At 70.3% G+C, this 18,777-nt stretch carries 15 protein-coding genes and 2 pseudogenes; 8 read left to right on the plus strand and 9 right to left on the minus strand.

Translation table 11 applies throughout. The annotated features are described in order from the left end of the window. The coding region (locus tag FV228_RS06100; RefSeq protein WP_246693845.1) for a hypothetical protein at positions 1-788 on the minus strand (788 nt) is incomplete at its 3' end. Between the two features lie 55 nt (positions 789-843). Next, positions 844-1,056 carry a hypothetical protein gene (locus FV228_RS06105; RefSeq protein WP_147853779.1) on the minus strand — a complete coding sequence of 71 codons (213 nt, stop codon included), beginning with the start codon at positions 1,054-1,056 and terminating at the stop codon, positions 844-846. A gap of 424 nt (positions 1,057-1,480) precedes the next feature. On the opposite strand from FV228_RS06105, the gene FV228_RS06110 reads away from it, so the two are divergent. Together FV228_RS06110 and gshB are read left to right on the plus strand one after the other, a co-directional pair. Further along, positions 1,481-1,774, plus strand: coding sequence for a hypothetical protein (locus tag FV228_RS06110; protein WP_147853780.1), 294 nt, complete (start codon positions 1,481-1,483; stop codon positions 1,772-1,774). Positions 1,775-1,820: 46 nt separating this feature from the next. Beyond that, positions 1,821-2,777 carry a glutathione synthase gene (gshB, locus tag FV228_RS06115; protein WP_147853781.1) on the plus strand — a complete coding sequence of 319 codons (957 nt, stop codon included), beginning with the start codon at positions 1,821-1,823 and terminating at the stop codon, positions 2,775-2,777. A 26-nt stretch (positions 2,778-2,803) separates the two neighbouring features. Here gshB and FV228_RS06120 read toward each other — a convergent pair whose 3' ends face one another. Together FV228_RS06120 and FV228_RS06125 are read right to left on the minus strand one after the other, a co-directional pair. Then, entirely contained in the window at positions 2,804-4,339 is a 1,536-nt protein-coding gene (locus FV228_RS06120; RefSeq protein ID WP_147853782.1) for a sodium:proton antiporter, read from the minus strand. 45 nt (positions 4,340-4,384) lie between these two features. Then, positions 4,385-5,836, minus strand: coding sequence for a carbohydrate porin (locus FV228_RS06125; protein ID WP_147853793.1), 1,452 nt, complete (start codon positions 5,834-5,836; stop codon positions 4,385-4,387). A 121-nt stretch (positions 5,837-5,957) separates the two neighbouring features. Here FV228_RS06125 and FV228_RS06130 point away from each other — a divergent pair, with 121 nt between their 5' ends. Then, positions 5,958-7,553: a gamma-glutamyltransferase family protein gene (locus FV228_RS06130; RefSeq protein ID WP_147853783.1), complete on the plus strand. Its 1,596-nt coding sequence runs from the start codon at positions 5,958-5,960 to the stop codon at positions 7,551-7,553. A gap of 268 nt (positions 7,554-7,821) precedes the next feature. Here FV228_RS06130 and FV228_RS06135 read toward each other — a convergent pair whose 3' ends face one another. From FV228_RS06135 to FV228_RS06145, 3 genes are all read right to left on the minus strand, one after another. Further along, positions 7,822-8,679, minus strand: a complete 858-nt coding sequence (locus FV228_RS06135; protein ID WP_147853784.1) for a class I SAM-dependent methyltransferase — start codon at positions 8,677-8,679, stop codon at positions 7,822-7,824. Positions 8,680-8,691: 12 nt separating this feature from the next. Beyond that, a complete protein-coding gene (locus FV228_RS06140) occupies positions 8,692-9,201 on the minus strand; it encodes an OsmC family protein (protein WP_147853785.1) in 510 nt (169 codons plus the stop codon). A gap of 79 nt (positions 9,202-9,280) precedes the next feature. Further along, positions 9,281-10,414 (minus strand): 8-amino-7-oxononanoate synthase, encoded by a 1,134-nt coding sequence (locus FV228_RS06145; protein WP_147853786.1) that lies wholly within the window; start codon positions 10,412-10,414, stop codon positions 9,281-9,283. 241 nt (positions 10,415-10,655) lie between these two features. Here FV228_RS06145 and FV228_RS06150 point away from each other — a divergent pair, with 241 nt between their 5' ends. The 3 genes from FV228_RS06150 to FV228_RS06160 all read left to right on the plus strand — a co-directional run bounded on the left by FV228_RS06150 (position 10,656) and on the right by FV228_RS06160 (position 13,164). Continuing rightward, positions 10,656-11,924 (plus strand): adenosylmethionine--8-amino-7-oxononanoate transaminase, encoded by a 1,269-nt coding sequence (locus FV228_RS06150; RefSeq protein WP_147853787.1) that lies wholly within the window; start codon positions 10,656-10,658, stop codon positions 11,922-11,924. A gap of 132 nt (positions 11,925-12,056) precedes the next feature. Beyond that, positions 12,057-12,446: a response regulator gene (locus tag FV228_RS06155; RefSeq protein ID WP_147853788.1), complete on the plus strand. Its 390-nt coding sequence runs from the start codon at positions 12,057-12,059 to the stop codon at positions 12,444-12,446. 85 nt (positions 12,447-12,531) lie between these two features. Further along, on the plus strand, positions 12,532-13,164 hold the full coding sequence (locus FV228_RS06160) for a MarR family winged helix-turn-helix transcriptional regulator (protein WP_147853789.1): 633 nt from the start codon (positions 12,532-12,534) through the stop codon (positions 13,162-13,164). 12 nt (positions 13,165-13,176) lie between these two features. Here the strand turns inward: FV228_RS06160 and FV228_RS06165 are convergent. Continuing rightward, positions 13,177-14,394: pseudogene (locus FV228_RS06165) on the minus strand (GTP-binding protein). Between the two features lie 185 nt (positions 14,395-14,579). On the opposite strand from FV228_RS06165, the gene FV228_RS06170 reads away from it, so the two are divergent. After that, a complete protein-coding gene (locus tag FV228_RS06170) occupies positions 14,580-16,721 on the plus strand; it encodes a TonB-dependent receptor (RefSeq protein WP_147853790.1) in 2,142 nt (713 codons plus the stop codon). Positions 16,722-17,009: 288 nt separating this feature from the next. After that, positions 17,010-18,110: an oxidoreductase gene (locus FV228_RS06175; protein ID WP_147853791.1), complete on the plus strand. Its 1,101-nt coding sequence runs from the start codon at positions 17,010-17,012 to the stop codon at positions 18,108-18,110. A gap of 233 nt (positions 18,111-18,343) precedes the next feature. On the opposite strand, the pseudogene FV228_RS06180 reads toward FV228_RS06175, so the two are convergent. Continuing rightward, a pseudogene (locus FV228_RS06180) lies at positions 18,344-18,777 on the minus strand (PepSY domain-containing protein); the annotation flags it as partial.

Genomic DNA, 18,777 nt, shown 5'->3' on the forward strand with positions numbered 1-18,777 from the left:
CCGCACCGGGCCGCGGCGTCCGGCGGCAGCAGCGGGTCGAGCAGGTTGCGGCGCGCGGCGAGCATGGCCAGCGAGCGCTCGGCCGGGACCGATTCCTTGGCCGGCGCCTGGGCGAAAAGATGCTCCAGGGCGTAGCGGTAGCGGGCCAGCCGCAGGCCGGCCTCGATCCGCACCCAGGCGATCAGGCAGCGGTTCTCGGCCACGTGCTGGGCTGCGAGGCGGATATCCGCGTCGTCGAGGGTCTTGGCGAAGGGCAGGCTGCGCAGCCGCGCGGCATCCGCGTCGATCACCCGCGCGGCGAGCGCCGTGAAGATCGGGATCAGGCGGGCATCGGCCGTGGCGTCGTCGGCGAGCTGTCGGTAGCGGGAGACGGGGGAGCGCGACGGCTCCGCGGTCAGCGTGTCGTAATAGGCGCCGACCTCGTCGAACCGCCAGGTCGGCGTCGCGTGCGCGCTCGCCAATCCAAGGAGGGCATCCTGGAAGGCCGTGACGGTGCTGGCCGGCTGGACGAAGCGCCAGGCGCGGTCGCGCAGGGCCTGCTCGTCGTCGGTCAAGCCGGAATCGAGGATCAGGCGGCCGCGATCGCGCGATGAGAAACTGCCGGTGGTGTCGATCAGCCCGTTCCACACACCGGTGCGGGGGCGGCCGAAATCGCCGCTCTGGGTGCAGGCGGCGAGGAGCGCCAGCGCCGTGCCGGCGGCCAGGAGGATGGAGACCCTGCGGGCGCGGTTCGGGTGCCTGTCGGCGACAGGGGCGACCGTTGGCCGATGGCGGTCCGGAACAGGCATGATCAAACCGTCGGAAACGTCGCCTGGCCGGGCCGGTCGGCGGCTATCGGTGCGTTCAGGAGGCAAGGCGCTCGTAGCGCACGCCGAGGAAGAACAGGATCTCGCCCCGCTGCTCGTCGGTGGGCGGCAGCTGGCGGGTCCGGCGCAGGTCGGGCCCGGGGAACGGCAGCAGGACCGCGGACGGATCCCGCCGCGCGTCGCGCGCCGCATCGTTGGCGGGCATTGGCAGGCGGGTCTGGCCAGTCACCTGCGGCTTGAATGGGGTCATGGTCTCCGGCTCCTGTCGGCGGCTCGAGCGGCAGTGCCCGGGCCCTGCAGAGGGGGTCGGCAAGGGCTACGGAAACCATTCAGCATGACGTGGTTAACGGAGTCTTGCCGGATCCCGGCCAGGATCCGGACGGCCTCCCGGCAGGTCTGGCGCGCGAATTGCGACGCCGGTTTTGCCCATGGCGGGCGTTTCCTCCCTTTGACTGAGGCCCTGTCCGTTCACGGATGGGGCCTTTTTTCTTGGCGGCCGTTGCGGCCCGGGCGCCACACAGCGGCGAAGCGTGGGCGCGGCGTTGCGCGCGGGGAACCCATGCAGAGCCGTGGCGCTTGCCTACCGCCCAGCGCGACCGATATGCCGGGCGCAAGCGGACGGGCCGACCGCCGCACAGATTTTCCGCGCGACCGAGATTTGAGGACACCGCTGAATGCGACTCGTTCCGGAACGATTCCTGCGCTCCAACCGCCGCCGCGGCGTCGCGACGGCAGCGCTCGCGCTGTTCGCGCTCGCCACCGGCCCGGCCTACGCCCAGCGTGAGGACCAGGGCCTGCAGCTCGGCTGCGCCAACGACTATTTCCGTCTCTGCGCCGGCGTCGATCCGAACAGCCAGGACGCGGACAAGTGCATGATGCGCAACCGCAAGCGCCTGTCGCCCGAGTGCCGCTCGGCGATCGGCGACTACGACAAGCGCACCGGCAGCAAGTCGCTGTCGGACGATTGAGCATTTACTCGGTCCAGACACGCGCCGCAGGCGAAGGGCATTTTCGATGGGCCTGACCGTCGCCGTCCAGATGGACCCGATCCAGAACATCCGGATCGCCGGGGACACGACCTTCGCTCTGCTGCTCGAGGCGCAGCGGCGGGGGCATGACCTGATCTACTACACGCCCGACCGGCTCTCGATGCAGGGCCGTCGGGTGACGGCCCGGGTCGAGCGTTTGACGGTCCAGGACGTCGAGGGCGCGCATTTCACGCTCACGCCGCCGGAGCGGATCGACCTCGCGGAGGCGGACGTGGTGCTGATGCGCCAGGATCCGCCCTTCGACATGGCCTACATCACGGCCACCCACATGCTGCAGCGGATCCACCCGGACACGCTGGTGGTCAACGATCCCTTCGAGGTGCGAAACGCGCCCGAGAAGCTGTTCGTGCTCGATTTCCCCGAACTGATGCCCCCGACCCTGATCAGCCGCGACAAGGCCGAGATCGAGGCGTTCCGTTTGGAGCACGGCACGGTTGCGATGAAGCCGCTGCACGGGCACGGCGGCGCGGCCGTCTTCAAGGTCACCGAGACGGACCCGAACTTCGGCTCGATGTTCGACCTGTTCGCCACCACCTTCCGGGAGGCCTGGGTGATCCAGCGCTACCTCGACCGGGTGACCGAGGGCGACAAGCGCATCATCCTGGTCGACGGCGTGGCGATGGGCGCGGTCAACCGTGTGCCGGCGGCCAACGATATTCGGTCGAACATGGTGCGCGGCGGGGCCGCCTCGGCCTCGGAGCTGACCGAGCGCGAGCGCGAGATCTGCGCGACGATCGGGCCGGAGTTGGCCCGGCGCGGCCTGATCCTGGTCGGGATCGACGTGATCGACGGACATCTCACCGAGATCAACGTCACCTCCCCCACGGGCATCCGGGCGATCCAGCGGCTCGGCGGTCCGGATCTCTCGGTGGCGGTCTGGGACGCGATCGAATCGCGGGTCGCAGCGCGCAAGGGTGTTTGAACGGACGGCTGTTTGGACGCTGCGACTCAGGTCTCAGCCTTCGGCGTGGCGTTGAGCTCGGCCCAGTCGAACTCCTCCTCCAGCAGGAAATAGGCGTCGTCGCCGATGCGGCCCTGCCGCCGCAGGGACAGGACCGCATTGCGTGCCGCTGCCACCGACCGGCGGCGCGCGGCATCCGAGGGCAGACTCTCGGGAGCAAGGCCCTCCTCATGGGCCTCGGCCTCTTCGAGCGCCGAGCGGAACTCAGCGCGGAGCGAATCGATTGCCGGCTCGTCGCCCGCTTCGGAGAGGCTTTCGAGGGCCGCCTTGTAGGCGGCGGCGCGTGCCCAGCCCACCTCCCGCCCGACCGGATCGTCGTCCTCAAGCTTCAGGTGTGCAAGCAGCGGGCGCAGGGTCAGACCCTGGACGATCAGCGTGCCCAGCACCGTGAAGAAGGCGGTGAACACCACGAGGTCCCGGTGCGGGAATTCCATCGGCAGCGCCAGGGCGGCCGCGACCGTGACGATGCCGCGCATCCCGGCCCAGGACAGAGCGAGCCCCGGCCCGAACTTCGCACGCGCTCCGGCCTGACGCAGGCCGAGGCCCTTGAGGCCAGTGGTGGGCAGGACCCAGGCCAGGCGCGTCACCACCACAGTCGCGAAGATCGCAGCCGCCAGGAATATCGCCTGCCAGGCGTCGGGACCGGTCAACCGGTCCTGGATCGGGTCGATCTGGATGCCGATCAGGATGAAGGCCAGGACGTTGAGCACGAACACCGCCGTGTCCCACACAGCGTAGGAGATCACCCGGGTGCGCGGGGCCGTGATGCCCGGCGCCCGGCGAGCGACCGTCACGGCGAAGGTGACGATGGTCAGCACCCCCGACATCTCGAGCCGCTCTGCGACGAGCCAGATCCCGAACGCGGCGACGAACTGCATGACGATGGTGCTCGCCGGGTCGGTCACCCGGCGGGTCAGTGCGACGAAAGCCAGGCCCAGGCAGGGCCCAGCGGCGAGGCTCGCTACCACGCCGAGCAGGAAGGCCGGGGCGACCTCGGCCGGATGGAAGCCGTCGGCCATCGCGGCCGCCACCGCCAACCGGTAGATGATCAGCGAGGCTGCGTCGTTGAGCAGGCTCTCGCCGCGCAGGATCGTGGCGAGCCGATGCGGCATCGGCGCGTGCTTCAGCACCGCCAGGGCCGCCACGGCATCGGGCGGCGCGACCACGGCGCCTAATACGATGCAGGCCGCGATCGGCATGTCGGGCACGATGAGGTGGGCTACGAACGCCACGGCGAGCGTCGTCACCGCCACGGCGCCCACCGCCAGCCCGAATACCGCGCGCCAGTTGTCCCGCATGTCCCGCACGGAGGCGTCGAAGCCGGCATCGAGCAGGACGGGGGCGAGGAACAGGGCGAGCGCCAATTCGGGATCGAGCCGCAGGTTCGGCACGCCAGGCACGAAGGCGAGGCCGACGCCGCCGAGCGCCAGGAACGCCGGGTACGGCGCACCCAGCCGTCGCGCCAGCGCAGCCAAAAGGACGGCGCCGAACAGGACGCCGACAACCCACTCGAAGATGACCATAGCCCTGAAAGAGGGCAGGCCCGCGCCCGTTCCAGGCCGGACGGCTCAGTACTGCACGCTGGCGCGCACGCCGAGCACCGCCGCGTTGCGCAACCGGCGGCCGTCCGGGCCGGCAATGCCGGCACCCGGATGGAAGACGTATTGGAGGTCGGGCTGCACCGTGAAGCCCGGAACCACCACCGCCTGGTAGGTCGCCTCCAGCACCGTCTCGGCCCGCCGCCGCGGCATCGGGACGCCGGTATAGAAAATCGTGTCCCGGTCGGCCCGGCGGGCGTCGTCGCTGATCCGGGCATGGGCGAGGCTGACCCCGACGGTGTCGTCGTCGCGGCCCTCGAACAGGCCCTTGTAGGCGAGGCCGGCATCGACATAGGCGTCGACCAGGCTCGATCGGGTCGGCGAGTAGGCGGCGCGCACGAAGAAGCCGAGGCCCTCGTCGTCCTTGCCGGATTCCCGGTACAGGGTCTGGTCGTAGATCGCGTAGAACCCCGCATTGCCGCGCAGCGGGCGGCCGATGCCGGTGGCGTTCGGGTCTGCCAGCGGTACCCCGGTTATGTCGTAGCGCAGGCTGTCGAACCGGCCGAAATGCTGCCAGCCGCCGAACGTGATGTCGCCGGGCAGGCCTTTGGCTCCCGGCTCGATATTGAACGCGTAGGTCGCCTCGGCGACGATCAGGGCTGGGTCGTTGGTTCGGAAATTCGTGCCGGTGCGGTTGAGCCGCTGCGCCTCCGGATCCTTGCCGGGCGGGTTCGCTCCCGCCGGATCGCCGTCATAGAGCCCGACCTGAAGCGAGAAGCCGTTGCCCGGCGCGTACTTCGCGCGGATCGCGGGCGCCGAGAGCGGATAGGCCGGCCCGCCGCTCGGCAGGTCGAGCCCGGTGATCGCCGGCCAGCCGAAGGTGGAGTTCACGAACAGGGTCGCGGTCTGGCTGACGAAGAACTCGGTGTCGGCCGCCTGCTGGCCGATCCGTAGGCCGAGCTGCCCGTCCATCAGGCTCTGATCGAACCACAGCACGTAGAGCCGGCTCGATGGCAGCGCTTCGATCACGCTCGTGGTCAGCAAGTCGCCGACATAGTAGCGCGACAGGCCGGTGCCGTGGATGAAGTAGGCATTGGCGTGGATCGTCGCGCCTTCCCAGCCAGCGAGTCGGTCGAGATCGAGGTTGAGCCGCAGGTTCAGGCGATCCTCGACGATCGCGCCCTGACGAAGACCTCCGGTCGGGTTGCCCAACAGGTCGGCGATGTAGGTCAGGCTGTACTCGATGCCGCGCGCTTTCAGCACCGGGCGCAAGCCCAGGGGATCGCCGAGCGGGCCCAGCGACGGCTCGATCGAACGGACATAACCGCCGGACGCCTGGCTGGTGCTCTCCGGCTGCGAGACCGAGATCCGCGGATCGGCGCCCGCACCCTCATAGACGGTCCGCACTCGCTGCTGCGCCGTGGCCGGCATGGCAGCCAGGGTGAGGCCGACGGCCAACCGAGGCAGACTCTTGAACGACATCGGCCGCTTCTGCACGATTGGCATCGGCGTTCCTAGCATGGGACGGGCCTCGCGAACCGTGATCCCTTGCGGCGGCCGCAGACTTGCCTAACGCTGCGGCCGGAACACCACAGGATCTTCGATGCTCGAGACCCCCGTCTTCTCCGACAGCGCCGTCGCGGCCCCCCACCACCTGGCCGCCTCGGCCGGCCGGACCGTGCTGGCGCAGGGCGGCAACGCCATTGAGGCGATGGTGGCGATGGCGGCCTCGATCGCCGTGGTCTACCCGCACATGAACAGCATCGGCGGCGACGGTTTTTGGCTGGTGCGCGAGCGCGGTGGGCGGGTGCGCGGCATCGAGGCCTGCGGGCCGGCCGGGCGCCTCGCGACGATCCAGCGCTACCGCGAGAAGGGTTACGACACGATCCCGTCGCGCGGCCCCGACGCCATGGTGACGGTGGCCGGCGCGGTCGGTGGCTGGGAACTCGCACTGGCGCTGTCCAAGGCGCTCGGCGGTCGCCTGCCCGTGGACGTGCTGCTCGCCGACGCGATCACCCAGGCCCGCGACGGGGTCCCGGTCTCACCGAGCGAGGAGCGCTACACGCCGCAGCCGGGCGACACCCTGCATGAGGCCCCGAACTTCGCCGCGACCTTTCTCAACGATGGCAAGCCCTACCGGGCCGGCGAGATCCGCAAGCTCTCGGCCCTCGGGGCGACCCTGGAGCAGCTCGCGCATGCCGGACTGGACGACTTTTACCGAGGCGATGTCGCCCACGAGATCGGCGCCGACCTGGAACGCTTCGACGCGCCGGTGACCCGGGCCGACCTCAAGGCCTACCAGGCGGTCGAGCGCAGGCCGCTGGCCCTGCGTCGGCGCGACGCCACGCTGTTCAACTTCCCGCCCCCGACCCAGGGGCTCGCGGCCTTGATCCTCCTCGGCCTGTTCGACCGATTGAACGTCTCCGCCCCCGAGAGCCTCGCGCACTACCACGGGCTGATCGAGGCGACGAAGCGCGCCTTCGCGATCCGCGACCGGGTGGTGACCGATTTCGGTCGCCTGCGCCACGACATCGAGGAGTTCCTGGCGCCGGCCTTCCTCGCTACGGAAGCCGCGCGCATCGACATGAAGCGCGCCGCAACGGTCCCCCTGCGCGATTCCCCCGGCGACACGGTCTGGATGGGGGCGATCGACCGCGACGGGCTGGCGGTCTCGTACATCCAGTCGGTCTATTGGGAATACGGCTCCGGGGTGGTTCTGCCGCGTACCGGCATCGACTGGCTCAACCGGGGCGTCTCGTTCTCCCTCGACCCGGCCGCCGTGAATCCGCTGGAGCCGGGCCGGCGCCCGTTCCACACCCTGATCCCGGCACTGGCCTGCTTCGACGACGGCCGGGTCTTGGCTTACGGCGCGATGGGTGGAGACGGTCAGCCCCAATTCCAGGCGCAGATCTTCTGCCGCTACGCCGATTACGGCTTCTCCGTCGCCGACGCGGTGGATGCCCCGCGGCTGCTCTACGGCCGGACCTGGGGGGCGCCTTCGCTCAGCGTGAAGGTCGAGGATCGGTTCGATCCGGCCATCCTGTCCGCTCTGGAGCGCATGGGCCACCAGATCGAGCCGGTCGGCGTACCCTACAGCGACACGCTGGGTCATGCCGGCATGCTCGTCCGCCGGGCCCGCGATGGGCGGATCGAGGCGATGCACGACCCGCGGTCCGACGGCGGCGCGTTGGGGTTCTGAATCGCGGGCGATCGCCGCTCGCGCGACGCCCTTTACCGGGCACATGCAGCGCCAGCGGAATGCGATCCTGGACCCAGCACACGATGACGCGAAGCCGCCGAAATATCGCTTCTCGATCGTGCCGCTGGGCGGCGTCTTCTGCGCTGAGTCCCGGATCACCGTCCACTGACGTTCCAGGCGCCCGGGAAAGGGTTGCGTTTCATTCGGGAAGGACGGTGCTGGCGGCCCCCTCGTCGTTCGACCGGAAACCGCGGTGATCTGCCGTTCGTCAGTCCGCCTGGACCAGCCAGCAGGAGGCGCGCAGGCTGACGATACCGCCCTCCGCGTGCGGGTGCAGGGCCGCGGTGACGGCGGCTTCGGCCCGGGCGCGCAGATCGGGCTCGGCCTCGCGGACGAGACGCGCCGTCGGCCCGAGATTGATGGCGACATGGGCGGCGGCCTCCGCCGCCTCGGTATCGGTGGTCCCGCGGCCGAGCACCACGTCCCGGTCGATCGCGTCGCAGGTCACGGTCCCGAAACCGGCGTCACGCAGCAGCGCGATCAGCCGCGCATCGTCGGCGAAGCGGAACGGACCGGGCGTATCCGGTTGCGGGGTCGGCGGGATCTCGGGCAGGAGCGGCAGCACCGCATCGCGCGGCACCGTCACCCAGAGGTTTTCCGGCAGCGCCCGCCAGCACAGGAAGGTCAGTCGCCCCCCGGGGTGCAGCATCCGGCGGATGTTGGCGAAGGCGCGGGCCGAATCCGGAAAGAACATCACGCCGAACCGCGACAAGGCCTGCCGGTAGGTTCCGAGATCGGCGTTCTCTACGTCCGCCTCGACGAATCGGATCGGTGCGGCACCAGGTGGTTCCGCCTCAGCCCGGCCCCAGGCGACTGCGAGCAGCGGCGCCGAGATGTCCGCGCCGGTCACGGTCCCCTGCTGACCGACCCGGCGGGCGGCCTCCAGGGTCGTGGTGCCCGAGCCGCATCCGATATCGAGCACGGATTGCCCCGACTGGAGCGTCAAGCGCGTGAACAGCGCCTCGGTGAGCGGTGCGAACACCGCGTCGAGCACCGCCTGATTGCGGGCCCAGCGGGTGCCGACCTCGCCGTTCCAGTATTCCGTCTGGGTGATGTCGCCGGCCATCGTCGTCTTCCCTCAGGCCGACGTGACGGCGACCGACAACGCGGGTTTGCGGTTCAGGGTCTGGAACACGACGCAGTAGCGCTCGGTCAGCTTGAGCAGCTGTGCGAGTTTGTCCTCGGACGCGTCGGTGTCCAACGCGAAGAACAGCCGAATGCTGCGGAAGCCCACCGGGGCTTCCTTGTCGACGCCGAGCGTTCCGCGAAAGTCGAGGTCGCCCTCCGCAATCACCGTGCCGGAGCGCAGCGGAATCTCGAGCGCCGTCGCCACCGCCTTGAGGGTCACGCCTGCGCACGCGACCAGAGCTTCGAGCAGCATGTCCCCGGAGCACAGTTCGAGGCCGGAGCCGCCGCTGGCCGGGTGGAGCCCGGCTTCCGCAATGGCGCGGCCGGTCTCGACCTTGCAGGCGATCTTGGTGTCGTCGAGGGTACCCTTGGCCTTCAGGGTGATCACCGCCGAATCCGGCGCCGTCCGGTACTGGTCCTTGATCGGAGCCTGGAGGGCTCGCAGAGCGGTGGCGTCCATGGCGTCGTCCTCACGGTTGATCTGTGCCGGCCGGCTCCTCTTGTGCGGGAGCGTCGCCCACGAGGTATAGGGTCGGCGCTCAGGGACGGGAAGCGCGGCCGGTCAGCGCCGCCACCGCGTCGGCCAGGGCATCGACCTGCGCGTCCGTGTGGGCCGCCGAGAATGCGACCCGCAACCGCGCGGTCCCGGCCGGTACGGTCGGGGGACGGATCGCCACGACCAGGAAGCCGGCCGCCTCCAGGGCCGCGGAGATGTCGAGCGCCGCCTGCGCGTCGCCGACCAGGACCGGCACCACGGCGCTCTCGGCTTCGGGCAGGCCGAGGCGGGCGGTGAAGCGTTGGGCCAGCGCCAGCGGCCGGGTGCGCCGGGCCGGTTCCTCTTCCAGGATCGCCAGGGCTTCCAGGGCCGCGGCGGCCGAGGCCGGGGGCAGGCCGGTGGTGTAGACGAAGCTCCGGGCGCGGCTGGTCATCAGGTCGATCACCGCCCGCGAGGCGCAGAGATAGCCGCCGTAGGAGCCGAGCGCCTTCGACAGCGTGCCCATCTCCAGCGGTGCCCGCGGCCCGTCCTCGACCACGCCGATCCCGTGGGCGTCATCGACCAGCGTCCAGGCGTCGAAGGCCTCCGCGACACCCAGCAGGTCGCCGAGCGGCGCCCGGTCGCCGTCCATACTGAACACCCGCTCGGTGAGCACCAGAGCGCGGGCGTGGTGCGGGCGGTGCGCGGCGAGTGTGTCCGCGAGGTCGGCCGGATCGTTGTGGCGGAAGGTCAGCACCGTGGCGCCCGACAGCCGCGCCCCCGCCCACATGCAGGCATGGGAGAGTTCATCCAGCACCACGAGGTCGCCGTGTCCGGCGAGCGCCGGGGTGATTCCGAGATTGGCGAGGTAGCCGCTGCCGAACACCAGGGCGGCCTCGGCGCCCTTGTGGCGAGCGAGTCCCTCCTCCAGGGCGCCCAGATAGGGATGGTCGCCGGTGACGAGGCGCGAGCCGCCCGCCCCGGCCCCGTAGCGGCCGGCGGCTTCCTGCGCGGCTCCGATCACCCGCGGATGATGCGACAGGCCGAGATAGTCGTTGCACGAGAACGAGACGAGCGCCCTGCCCCGGCGCGACGCCGCGGCCCCTGTGCCGCGCTCGGTCGGCGTGAGCCGCCGCCGCAGGCTGCCGGCTTCCAGGGCGTCGAGTTTGGTGCGGGCGAAGGCGTCGAGGCTGTCCATCGGGTGGGTGATGGGGCCGCGGGGGCGGTGGATGTCAAGGTGCCGAGCGGCGCGGAGCCGCAGAAGTCACGCTCGGGCGATTTCGGGCGCCTAGGCGTGGAGGCTTCGTCGGCACAGAACAAACATTACTCGCCATTCGCCTGTCTTACCGTCTCCGGTGGATCAAAGCGGCTTCGGCGGGTTCACGCGCCGCATCGCGCGTCTGCTTGACCACTTCGGCCTTGCCGCCCATCCCTCCGCCATGACGTCCGATCGACCCTCGAAACAGAATCTCTGGCGCCCCTACACGCAGATGCGCGTGGCCGCTCCGCCCCTGAAGGCGGTGGCGACGCTTGGCAGCCGCATCATGCTGGCCAATGGCCGCGAGCTGGTGGACGGCATCGCGTCCTGGTGGACGGCGGTGCACGGCTACAACCATCCCCACATCGCCCGGGCCGTAGCCGGCCAGCTGGCGCGGATGCCGCACGTGATGTTCGGCGGCCTCACCCATGCCCCGGCGGAGCGGCTGGCGTCACGTCTCGCCGCGCTGCTGCCGGGGGACCTCGACCACGTGTTCCTGAGCGATTCGGGCTCGGTCGCCGTCGAGGTCGCCCTGAAGATGGCGGCCCAGATGTGGCTCAATCGCGGGGTGAGCGGCCGGACCAAGGTTCTGGCGTTCCGGGGCGGCTATCACGGCGACACGATGGGGGCGATGTCGGTCTGCGACCCCGAGGAGGGCATGCATCGCCGCTTCGGCGCCTACCTGCCGAGCCAGGTTTTTTGTGACCTGCCGAGGAGCCTGGCCGAGACCGAGGCGCTGGATGCGGCTCTGGCCGCCAATCGTGAGACGCTGGCCGCCGTGATCGTCGAGCCGCTGGTCCAGGGCGCGGGCGGCATGGTCTTGCACCCGCCGGACGTGCTGGCGACCGTCGCACGCCTCGCCCGCCGACACGGCCTGCCGCTGATCGCCGACGAGATCTTCACCGGGTTCGGGCGCACCGGCAGCCTGTTCGCCTGCGAGCAGGCCGGGATCGTGCCGGACATCCTGTGCCTGTCGAAGGCGCTCACCGGCGGCACCATGGCGCTGGCGGCCACGATCGCCCGGACGGAGGTGTTCGAGGCGTTCTGGTCCGAGGATCCGGCGGCAGCCTTGATGCACGGCCCGACCTTCATGGCCAATCCGCTGGCCTGCGCGGCGGCCAATGCCAGCCTCGACCTGTTCGAGACCGAGCCGCGCCTCGATCAGGCCAGCGCCATCGCCCGCCGGCTCGCGGATGGGTTGTCCGGCCTGAAGGGCTTGCCCGGGGTGGCGGATGTCCGCGTGCTGGGCGCCATCGGGGCGGTGCAGTTCACGGCGCCGCCCGACCTCGCCGCCCTAAAGGCCGGCTTCCTCGACCGGGGCGTCTGGGTGCGGCCGTTCGGCGACATCGTCTATCTCACCCCCGCCCTGACCATTCCGGACGCCGATCTCGACCGGCTGATCGAGGCCGTCGTCGGCGTCGTCTCCGAGCGGGCCGCGGCGCTCGCCTGAGCGCATCCGCCACACGATCCCGCGAGCCGTCGCCACGCCGCCCTGCAACCTGGAACCGTTTCTGCCGTTGGCTCACCGCTGACAACGCGTGCGGCGGCCCTCGCGGTCGGACGCTGCCGGAGGGAGTACACAGTGGCGAGCGAGCAGACGGTTTCGGGCGGCGATCGGCCGGTGATCCTCCTCGTCGAGGACGAGGCGCTGACGATCATGGACCTCGGGGACGTGCTGGAGGATGGCGGTTACGACACGGTGCAATGTGCCTCCGCCGAGCGGGCGCTCAGCATCCTGCAGGCGCGGCCTGACATCTGTGGCCTGGTGACGGACGTCCAGCTCTCGGGAAAGACCGACGGCTTCGACCTGGCGAGCGCGGTGGCCGAGGCCCGCCCGCAACTGCCGATTCTCATCGTGTCCGGGCGGGCCGCGCCCGATCCGGCACGGATGCCCGCCCATGCCGACTTCATCGCCCGTCCGTGCACGGGCGAGGACATCCTTGACCGGCTGAAGCGCTTGATGCCCTGTTGAGTGCAGGGCGTTTTCGGCCCCCGTCATCGCACCGTCACCGGCCCGCGCCACAGGAACCCGGGCGGCCTCGGGACGGGAGTGGACGGTGCAGGTTCAGGATGGTCCGGCGGCCGCCGGCATAGATGCGGGCGCTCCGGTGGGCGACAAGCAGAAACGTGATCGCGAGACCAAGGACGCGGGTGCGTCCGAAGGATCGTCCAAGAAGATGCGGCCGCCCGGCGTGCGCAGCGTCGGCTGGGCCCTGGTGCAGGCCGCGCGCCTGCACCGCGCGCGCACCGGTGACCGGCTGGCCAAGCTCGGCCTGTTCGCCGGGCAGGAACAGGTGGTCCAGGCGCTCGCCGCCGCCGGCACCATGACGATGGGCGACCTCGCCGCCCTCCTGCGGGTCCGCCCGCCGACCGCGTCCAAGACGGTCACCCGGCTCGCGGCTCTCGGCATCGTGGAGCGCCGGGCCGAATCGGGTGACGGCCGCGTCGTGCGGGTGCAGCTCACCGAGGCCGGCTTGGCGAAGGCCGAGGCCATCGAGCGGATCCAGGAGGATGTCGAGGCCGAGTTGCTCGACCATCTCGACAAGACCGACCGGCGCCGCCTGCGCAAGCTCCTGCGCAAGGCCGCCCGCGGCCTCGCCGAGGCGGCCGGCGCCTCCGGTCAACTCACCGATGTCGACGCGGAGATCGATGCCGAGGCCGAGGACGAGGTCGAGGCGATCCCGGTCTGACGGGCTACCGGCTCAGGCCGCCCGGTGCCAGGCCGGGAACGGGTCCGGCAGGTCGCGATAGGCTTCGGGGTCGAACACCTCCCCGTAGCCGGCCTTCACCAGGCACGCATCCAGGGCCGCGATGAGCCTGTCCCGGTCCATGCCGGTGCCGATGAAGACCAGTTCCTGGCGCCGGTCGCCCCAGACCTCGCTCCAGACCGCGTCGAGTCGCTCCCGGAACTCGGGCGCCTCCGGCCAGCGCCGGCGCGGCACCGCCGACCACCAGAACCCCATCGCGGAGATCCGCGCCACCGCGCCGGCCAAGGAAAAGTCCCCGACTCAGTCCGGCCGCGTCGCCCGTCAGAAATGGCCCTTGGCCCGGATCAGGCCCGGCCAGGTCGCGTTGACGAAGGCGTTGAACAGCTCCGGATCGAACGGCCGCCGGGCCCGGTAGACGAACGACGAGATCCCGTATTCCTCGGTCTCCGGCACGTGATCGTGGGCGCCGTACAATTCCTGGAACCAGAGTGGGTGGCTCTGCGCCTTCGCCTCGTCGAACAGCCCGGTATCGAGGACCGCGTCGAGGGGCGCACGCCCGTAATCGACCTCCAGGATGCGGGCGTCGGCGTTCAGGCCGCGCACCACCGCGCGGACCAGGGCGCGGTGCGCCTCCGAGACGTGGCGTGCCTTGTTGATCACCACCACGTCGGCGAACTCGATCTGCTCCACCAGCAGGTCGACCAGGGTGCGGGTATCCTTGGCGCCCGCGGACTCGCCGCGCTCGCGCAGGAAGGCGGCCGAGCCGTAATCCTTCAGCAGGTTCACGGCGTCGACCACTGTCACCATCGTGTCGAGGCGGGCGAGATCCGAGAGCGAGCGGCCGGCCTTGTCCCGGAACGCGAAGGCCGAGGCGCTCGGCAGTGGCTCGGCGATGCCGGTGCCCTCGATCAGCAGGTCGTCGAACCGCCCCGCCTCGGACAGGCGGCGGACCTCGTTCAGCAGGTCGTCCCGCAGGGTGCAGCAGATGCAGCCGTTGGTCATCTCCACCAGCGTCTCGTCGGTCCGGGAGAGGTCGGCGCCGCCGGCCCGCACGAGGTCGGCATCGATGTTCACCGCGCTCATGTCGTTGACGATCACGGCGACCCGGCGGCCGTCGCGATTGTTGAGCACATGGTTGAGCAGGGTCGTCTTGCCGGCTCCCAGGAACCCGGACAGCACGGTGACGGGAAGGCGGGGATAGGGCTTGGTCATACACAAAACAAAACGTTATAACGTCTCAAAATCAAGCGCGGCCGGAATCTGGCGCGCCGGGCTGGCGGGCCCGCGTGTTGTAATGGTGTAACGTTTCCGGCTGATCGCGATGGGAGGCGCGATCGGCACTTGCGTCCATCCCGTGTGGAGCGTGAATGAAACGATATAACACTGTGTGAGTCACGATGACACCGACCCTCCGCCTCGCCGCCCTGGCCGGCACGATCCTGTCGGCCCCGGTCTCTGCCGGCCTGCTCGCCGCTCCGGCGCGGGCGCAGCCGGCCGTCGCCCTCGACGAGATCAGCGTCACCAGCCCCAGCCCGATCCAGACCGGCCATCCCACGGTCGGGAATGCGGCCCCGCTCCAGACCGGCATCCTGCCGGTGGCGACCAACACCTTCTCACCCGTCACCGTGGTGACTCAGGACCAGATCGCCCGCGACCAGCCCCGGACCCTGGGCGACGCCTTGTTCGACCGGCCCGGCATCTCGTCCACCACCTACGCGCCGGGCGCGGCCTCGCGGCCGATCATCCGCGGCCTCGACAACGCCCGGGTGCGCATTCAGGAGAACGGCATCGTCAACGGCGGCGTCTCGGATCTCGGCGAGGACCACGCGGTGCCGGTGAACCCGCTGGTCTCCGACCGGATCGAGGTGATCCGCGGTCCCGCGACCCTGCGCTACGGCTCCGGGGCCATCGGCGGCGTGGTCTCGGCCGACAACAATCGGGTGCCGACCTTCATCCCGGCCAACGGCGTGCAGGGGCAGGTCACCAGCGGCTTTTCCAGCGTCGACAACGGCCGGCTCGGCGCCGCCACGGTGGATGCCGGGGCCGACGGGATCGCAGTCCATGCCGACGGGTTCCGGACCGCCAGCGACAGCTACGCGATCCCCGGCGGCATTCAGCGCAACTCCTACAACGAGTCGCAGGGCGGCGCGGTCGGCATCTCGGCGATCGGCGACCGCGGCTTCGTCGGCCTCTCGTTCAGCCACTACGACGCGATCTACGCGATCCCGGGGGGCGTCGCCGAGCAGGACCGCACCCGTCTGACCCCGAACCAGGACCGGGTCCTGTCGCGGGGCGAGTACCGGCCGCTGGACGGCCCGTTCGAGGTGATCCGCTACTGGGCGGGCTACTCGGTCTACCGCCACAACGAGGTCGGCATCGGCGAGGACGGGATCGAGGGCGTCCAGGCGATCTTCAAGAACCGCGAGGCCGAGGAGCGCCTGGAACTCCAGCACGTCCCGGTCGACACGCCGTTCGGCCGGCTCACCGGCGCACTCGGCTTCCAGTCGGACCGGCGGGTGATCAACACCCAGCTCGAATCGTTCCTGCCCAAGACCGAGTCCCGGGCCAACGCGGTCTACCTGTTCGAGGAATTGGAACTGCGCCCCGGCACGCGGCTGCAGGCGGCCGGCCGCTACGAGGTGGACCGGCTGTCGAGCATCGCGGCGCAGTTCCCCGCGGACTACGCCCCGGTCGATGGGCAGGATCCGTTCCAGTACGCCCGGACCCGGCGCTTCGCCCCGAAGAGCGCCAGCATCGGCGCCCTCCAGGACCTGCCCTTCGGCTTCGTGGCGAGCCTCAACGGCTCCTATGTCGAGCGCGGGCCCACCGGCTACGAGCTGTTCTCGCAGGGGCCGCACGATGCCACCGCGACCTTCGAGATCGGCAATCCGGACCTCAAGAAGGAGCGCGCCCGCACGGTGGAGGCCAGCATCCGCCGCGCGGAGGGGCCGCTGCGCCTCGACGCCACCGGCTACTACACGCGCTATACCGGCTTCATCTACCGCAACTTCACCGGGCTCGCTTGCGACGACGACTTCGCGTCCTGCGGCAGCGGCACCGAGAACCGGCAGATCGTCTACCAGCAGCAGAACGCCACCTTCTACGGCGCCGAGATCATCGGCCAGTACGATCTCCTGCCGGTCGGCGACGGCTTCGCCGGCGTCGAGGCGCAGTTCGACTTCGTGCGCGCCCAGTTCGACAACGGCACCAACGTGCCGCGCATCCCGCCCTACCGACTCGGCGGCGGCGTCTACCTGCGGGCGGACGGCTGGTTCGCACGGGTGAACCTGCTCCACGCCTTCGACCACCAGGCGACTGCCCTGTTCGAGACCCCCACCCCCGGCTACGACGACCTGCGCGCCGAGCTGAGCTACACCAAGGCGGTCGATCCGGCGGTCTATGGCGCGAGCGCGATCACCCTCGGGGTGCAGGGCCGGAACCTGCTCGACGCCGACATCCGCAACTCGACCTCGTTCAAGAAGGACGAGATCCTGCTGCCGGGCCGGAACATACGGTTATTCTTGACCGCACGGTTCTAGGGACGGTTTTCGGCGGCGGCAGCGCCGGATACGGTTCTCACGCGACGGCCCGTGATCCCCTCCATCATTGCGAGCGCAGCGAAGCAACCCGGTGTGGCGTCTCGCGCGGCGAAGTCGCGCTGCCCTGGGTCATTTCGCTTCGCTCGTGATGACGGTGGGGGCTGAGCTGACGGCGGCACGCGGCCGGAACCGGATGAGACGAGGTGCGGTGCGCCGGATGGCGTGAACCCGGGCGCTCGCGCGGCTATCATCGCGCAACCCCGATGGCCCGGACCGGACGACACCACCATGGCGAACGCACCTGCACCGATCCGAGTCGGCCTGATCGGCTACGGCTATGCCGGCAAGACCTTCCACGCCCCGCTGATCCGGGCGGTTCCGGCGCTCGACCTCCGGGTTGTCGGCTCGCGCGACCCGGCCAAGGTCCGGGCCGACCTGCCCGGTCTGGCCGTCATGGCCGATCCCGCCGCGGTCGCCGCCTCGGACGGCGTCGATCTCGTGGTGATCGCGTCCCCCAACGACACGCACGCGCCCCTGGCCCGGATCGCCCTGGAGGCCGGCAAGCACGTGGTCATCGACAAGCCCTTCACCCTCGACCTCGCCGAGGCGCGCGGCCTGGTCGCGCTGGCGCGGCGCCACGGCGGGAAGCTGTCGGTGTTCCACAACCGGCGCTGGGACAGCGATTATCTGAGCGTCCGGAAAGCCATCGCGGACGGCCTCGTCGGCAAGGTCCAGCATTTCGAATCGCATTTCGACCGGTTTCGCCCGCAGGTCCGCGACCGGTGGCGGGAGGGGGCCGGACCGGGAAGCGGGATCTGGTACGATCTCGGCCCACACCTCGTGGATCAGGCATTCCAACTGTTCGGCCTGCCCGACCTGGTGAGCGCGAACCTGGCTCGGCTGCGCCCTGGCGCGCTGTCAGACGACTGGGCCCACGTGGTGCTAGACTATCCGGACCTACGCGTGGTCCTGAACGCCAGCATGCTGGTCGCCGGCGGATCGCCCCGCTTCGTCGTCCACGGTGAGGCCGGCAGCCTCGTCAAGGAGCATCCCGACGTACAGGAGCAGCAACTTCTGGCCGGCATGGCTCCGGGGGCCCCGGGTTGGGGCCAGGATCCGGACAGGATCGCGATCCATGACGGGCGCGGCGGCGTGAAGCGCCTGCCCGCCTTGGCCGGAGACCAGCGCGGGTTCTACCAAGACCTCGCTCAGGGGATCGCCCATGGCGGCGTCGATCAGACCCCCGCGCTGGACGCGCTCCAGGTCATGGCCTGCATCGAGGCGGCCCTGATCTCGGCGCGGACCGGGACGGTGGTGGCGCTGCCGCTCGCGCCGGAGGAGCGACACGCGTCCCAGTTCGCGGGGGATGGCGCCATATCCCTTTCTTGAAGTCGAGGAACGCAGCCAAACTTGAGGCGAGGCCATGTAACCGAATGCGGCTCGTCGCAGTGGCAAAGGGTTGCACCGCCCAAGCACATGACCCGCCATTTCAGGGCGTCGCAGGCGCGCCCGGAATTCAGGACCGGCGACGGTGCAAAAGCCTGTTCCACCTGTGGTTCTAGATTCCGGGCTCCGCTCTGCGGCCACGGAATGACGGGCTGATTTACCGGAGTTGCCTCCGCTCAGCGAGTCAGCGGCGAAAAAATCCGTCCGAGGCGCCGCCAGCCCGCGACGATCCCGGTGACTGCGATCACGGCGGCGAGCAGGTTCAGGAGCCACTGCCCTGCGTCGCGCAGGGCGGGCCGTCCGGTCAGGAACGGTAGGTCGAGGCGGTGGGGCGCATCGAACAGCCAACGGTTGATCCGGCCCGAGCGGTCGAGGCGCTGCAGGAGAGTGCCGTCGCGCGGGTCGATATGAAGCCAGGTCGCGTCCGGATCGTCGAAGCGCAGGCGCAGGACCGGCAGGGGCCGCGGGTCCGTCCCATGCGGATACCAGTAGGCATCGTACGCGCCGAGCAGGCCCGCCGCCTGCACTTGTCCCGCGGGAATCGCGTCCGCGGCGGCGGCGGTAAGGGACGCCGTGTCCGGACCGGGGCCGCCGTCCGGCGCGACCGCGC

The organism is Methylobacterium sp. WL18 (genome assembly GCF_008040015.1).
GTDB lineage: Bacteria > Pseudomonadota > Alphaproteobacteria > Rhizobiales > Beijerinckiaceae > Methylobacterium > Methylobacterium mesophilicum.

Excerpts from the sequence above, each read along its gene's own strand:
- FV228_RS06130 (WP_147853783.1), top strand. The coding sequence starts at position 5,958 with ATGCTCGAGACCCCCGTCTTCTCCGACAGCGCCGTCGCGGCCCCCCAC.
- FV228_RS06110 (WP_147853780.1), top strand. The coding sequence starts at position 1,481 with ATGCGACTCGTTCCGGAACGATTCCTGCGCTCCAACCGCCGCCGCGGC.
- FV228_RS06175 (WP_147853791.1), top strand. The coding sequence starts at position 17,010 with ATGGCGAACGCACCTGCACCGATCCGAGTCGGCCTGATCGGCTACGGC.
- FV228_RS06125 (WP_147853793.1), bottom strand. The coding sequence starts at position 5,836 with ATGTCGTTCAAGAGTCTGCCTCGGTTGGCCGTCGGCCTCACCCTGGCT.
- FV228_RS06135 (WP_147853784.1), bottom strand. The coding sequence starts at position 8,679 with ATGGCCGGCGACATCACCCAGACGGAATACTGGAACGGCGAGGTCGGC.
- FV228_RS06140 (WP_147853785.1), bottom strand. The coding sequence starts at position 9,201 with ATGGACGCCACCGCTCTGCGAGCCCTCCAGGCTCCGATCAAGGACCAG.
- gshB (WP_147853781.1), top strand. The coding sequence starts at position 1,821 with ATGGGCCTGACCGTCGCCGTCCAGATGGACCCGATCCAGAACATCCGG.
- FV228_RS06120 (WP_147853782.1), bottom strand. The coding sequence starts at position 4,339 with ATGGTCATCTTCGAGTGGGTTGTCGGCGTCCTGTTCGGCGCCGTCCTT.
- FV228_RS06170 (WP_147853790.1), top strand. The coding sequence starts at position 14,580 with ATGACACCGACCCTCCGCCTCGCCGCCCTGGCCGGCACGATCCTGTCG.
- FV228_RS06105 (WP_147853779.1), bottom strand. The coding sequence starts at position 1,056 with ATGACCCCATTCAAGCCGCAGGTGACTGGCCAGACCCGCCTGCCAATG.
- FV228_RS06145 (WP_147853786.1), bottom strand. The coding sequence starts at position 10,414 with ATGGACAGCCTCGACGCCTTCGCCCGCACCAAACTCGACGCCCTGGAA.
- FV228_RS06150 (WP_147853787.1), top strand. The coding sequence starts at position 10,656 with ATGACGTCCGATCGACCCTCGAAACAGAATCTCTGGCGCCCCTACACG.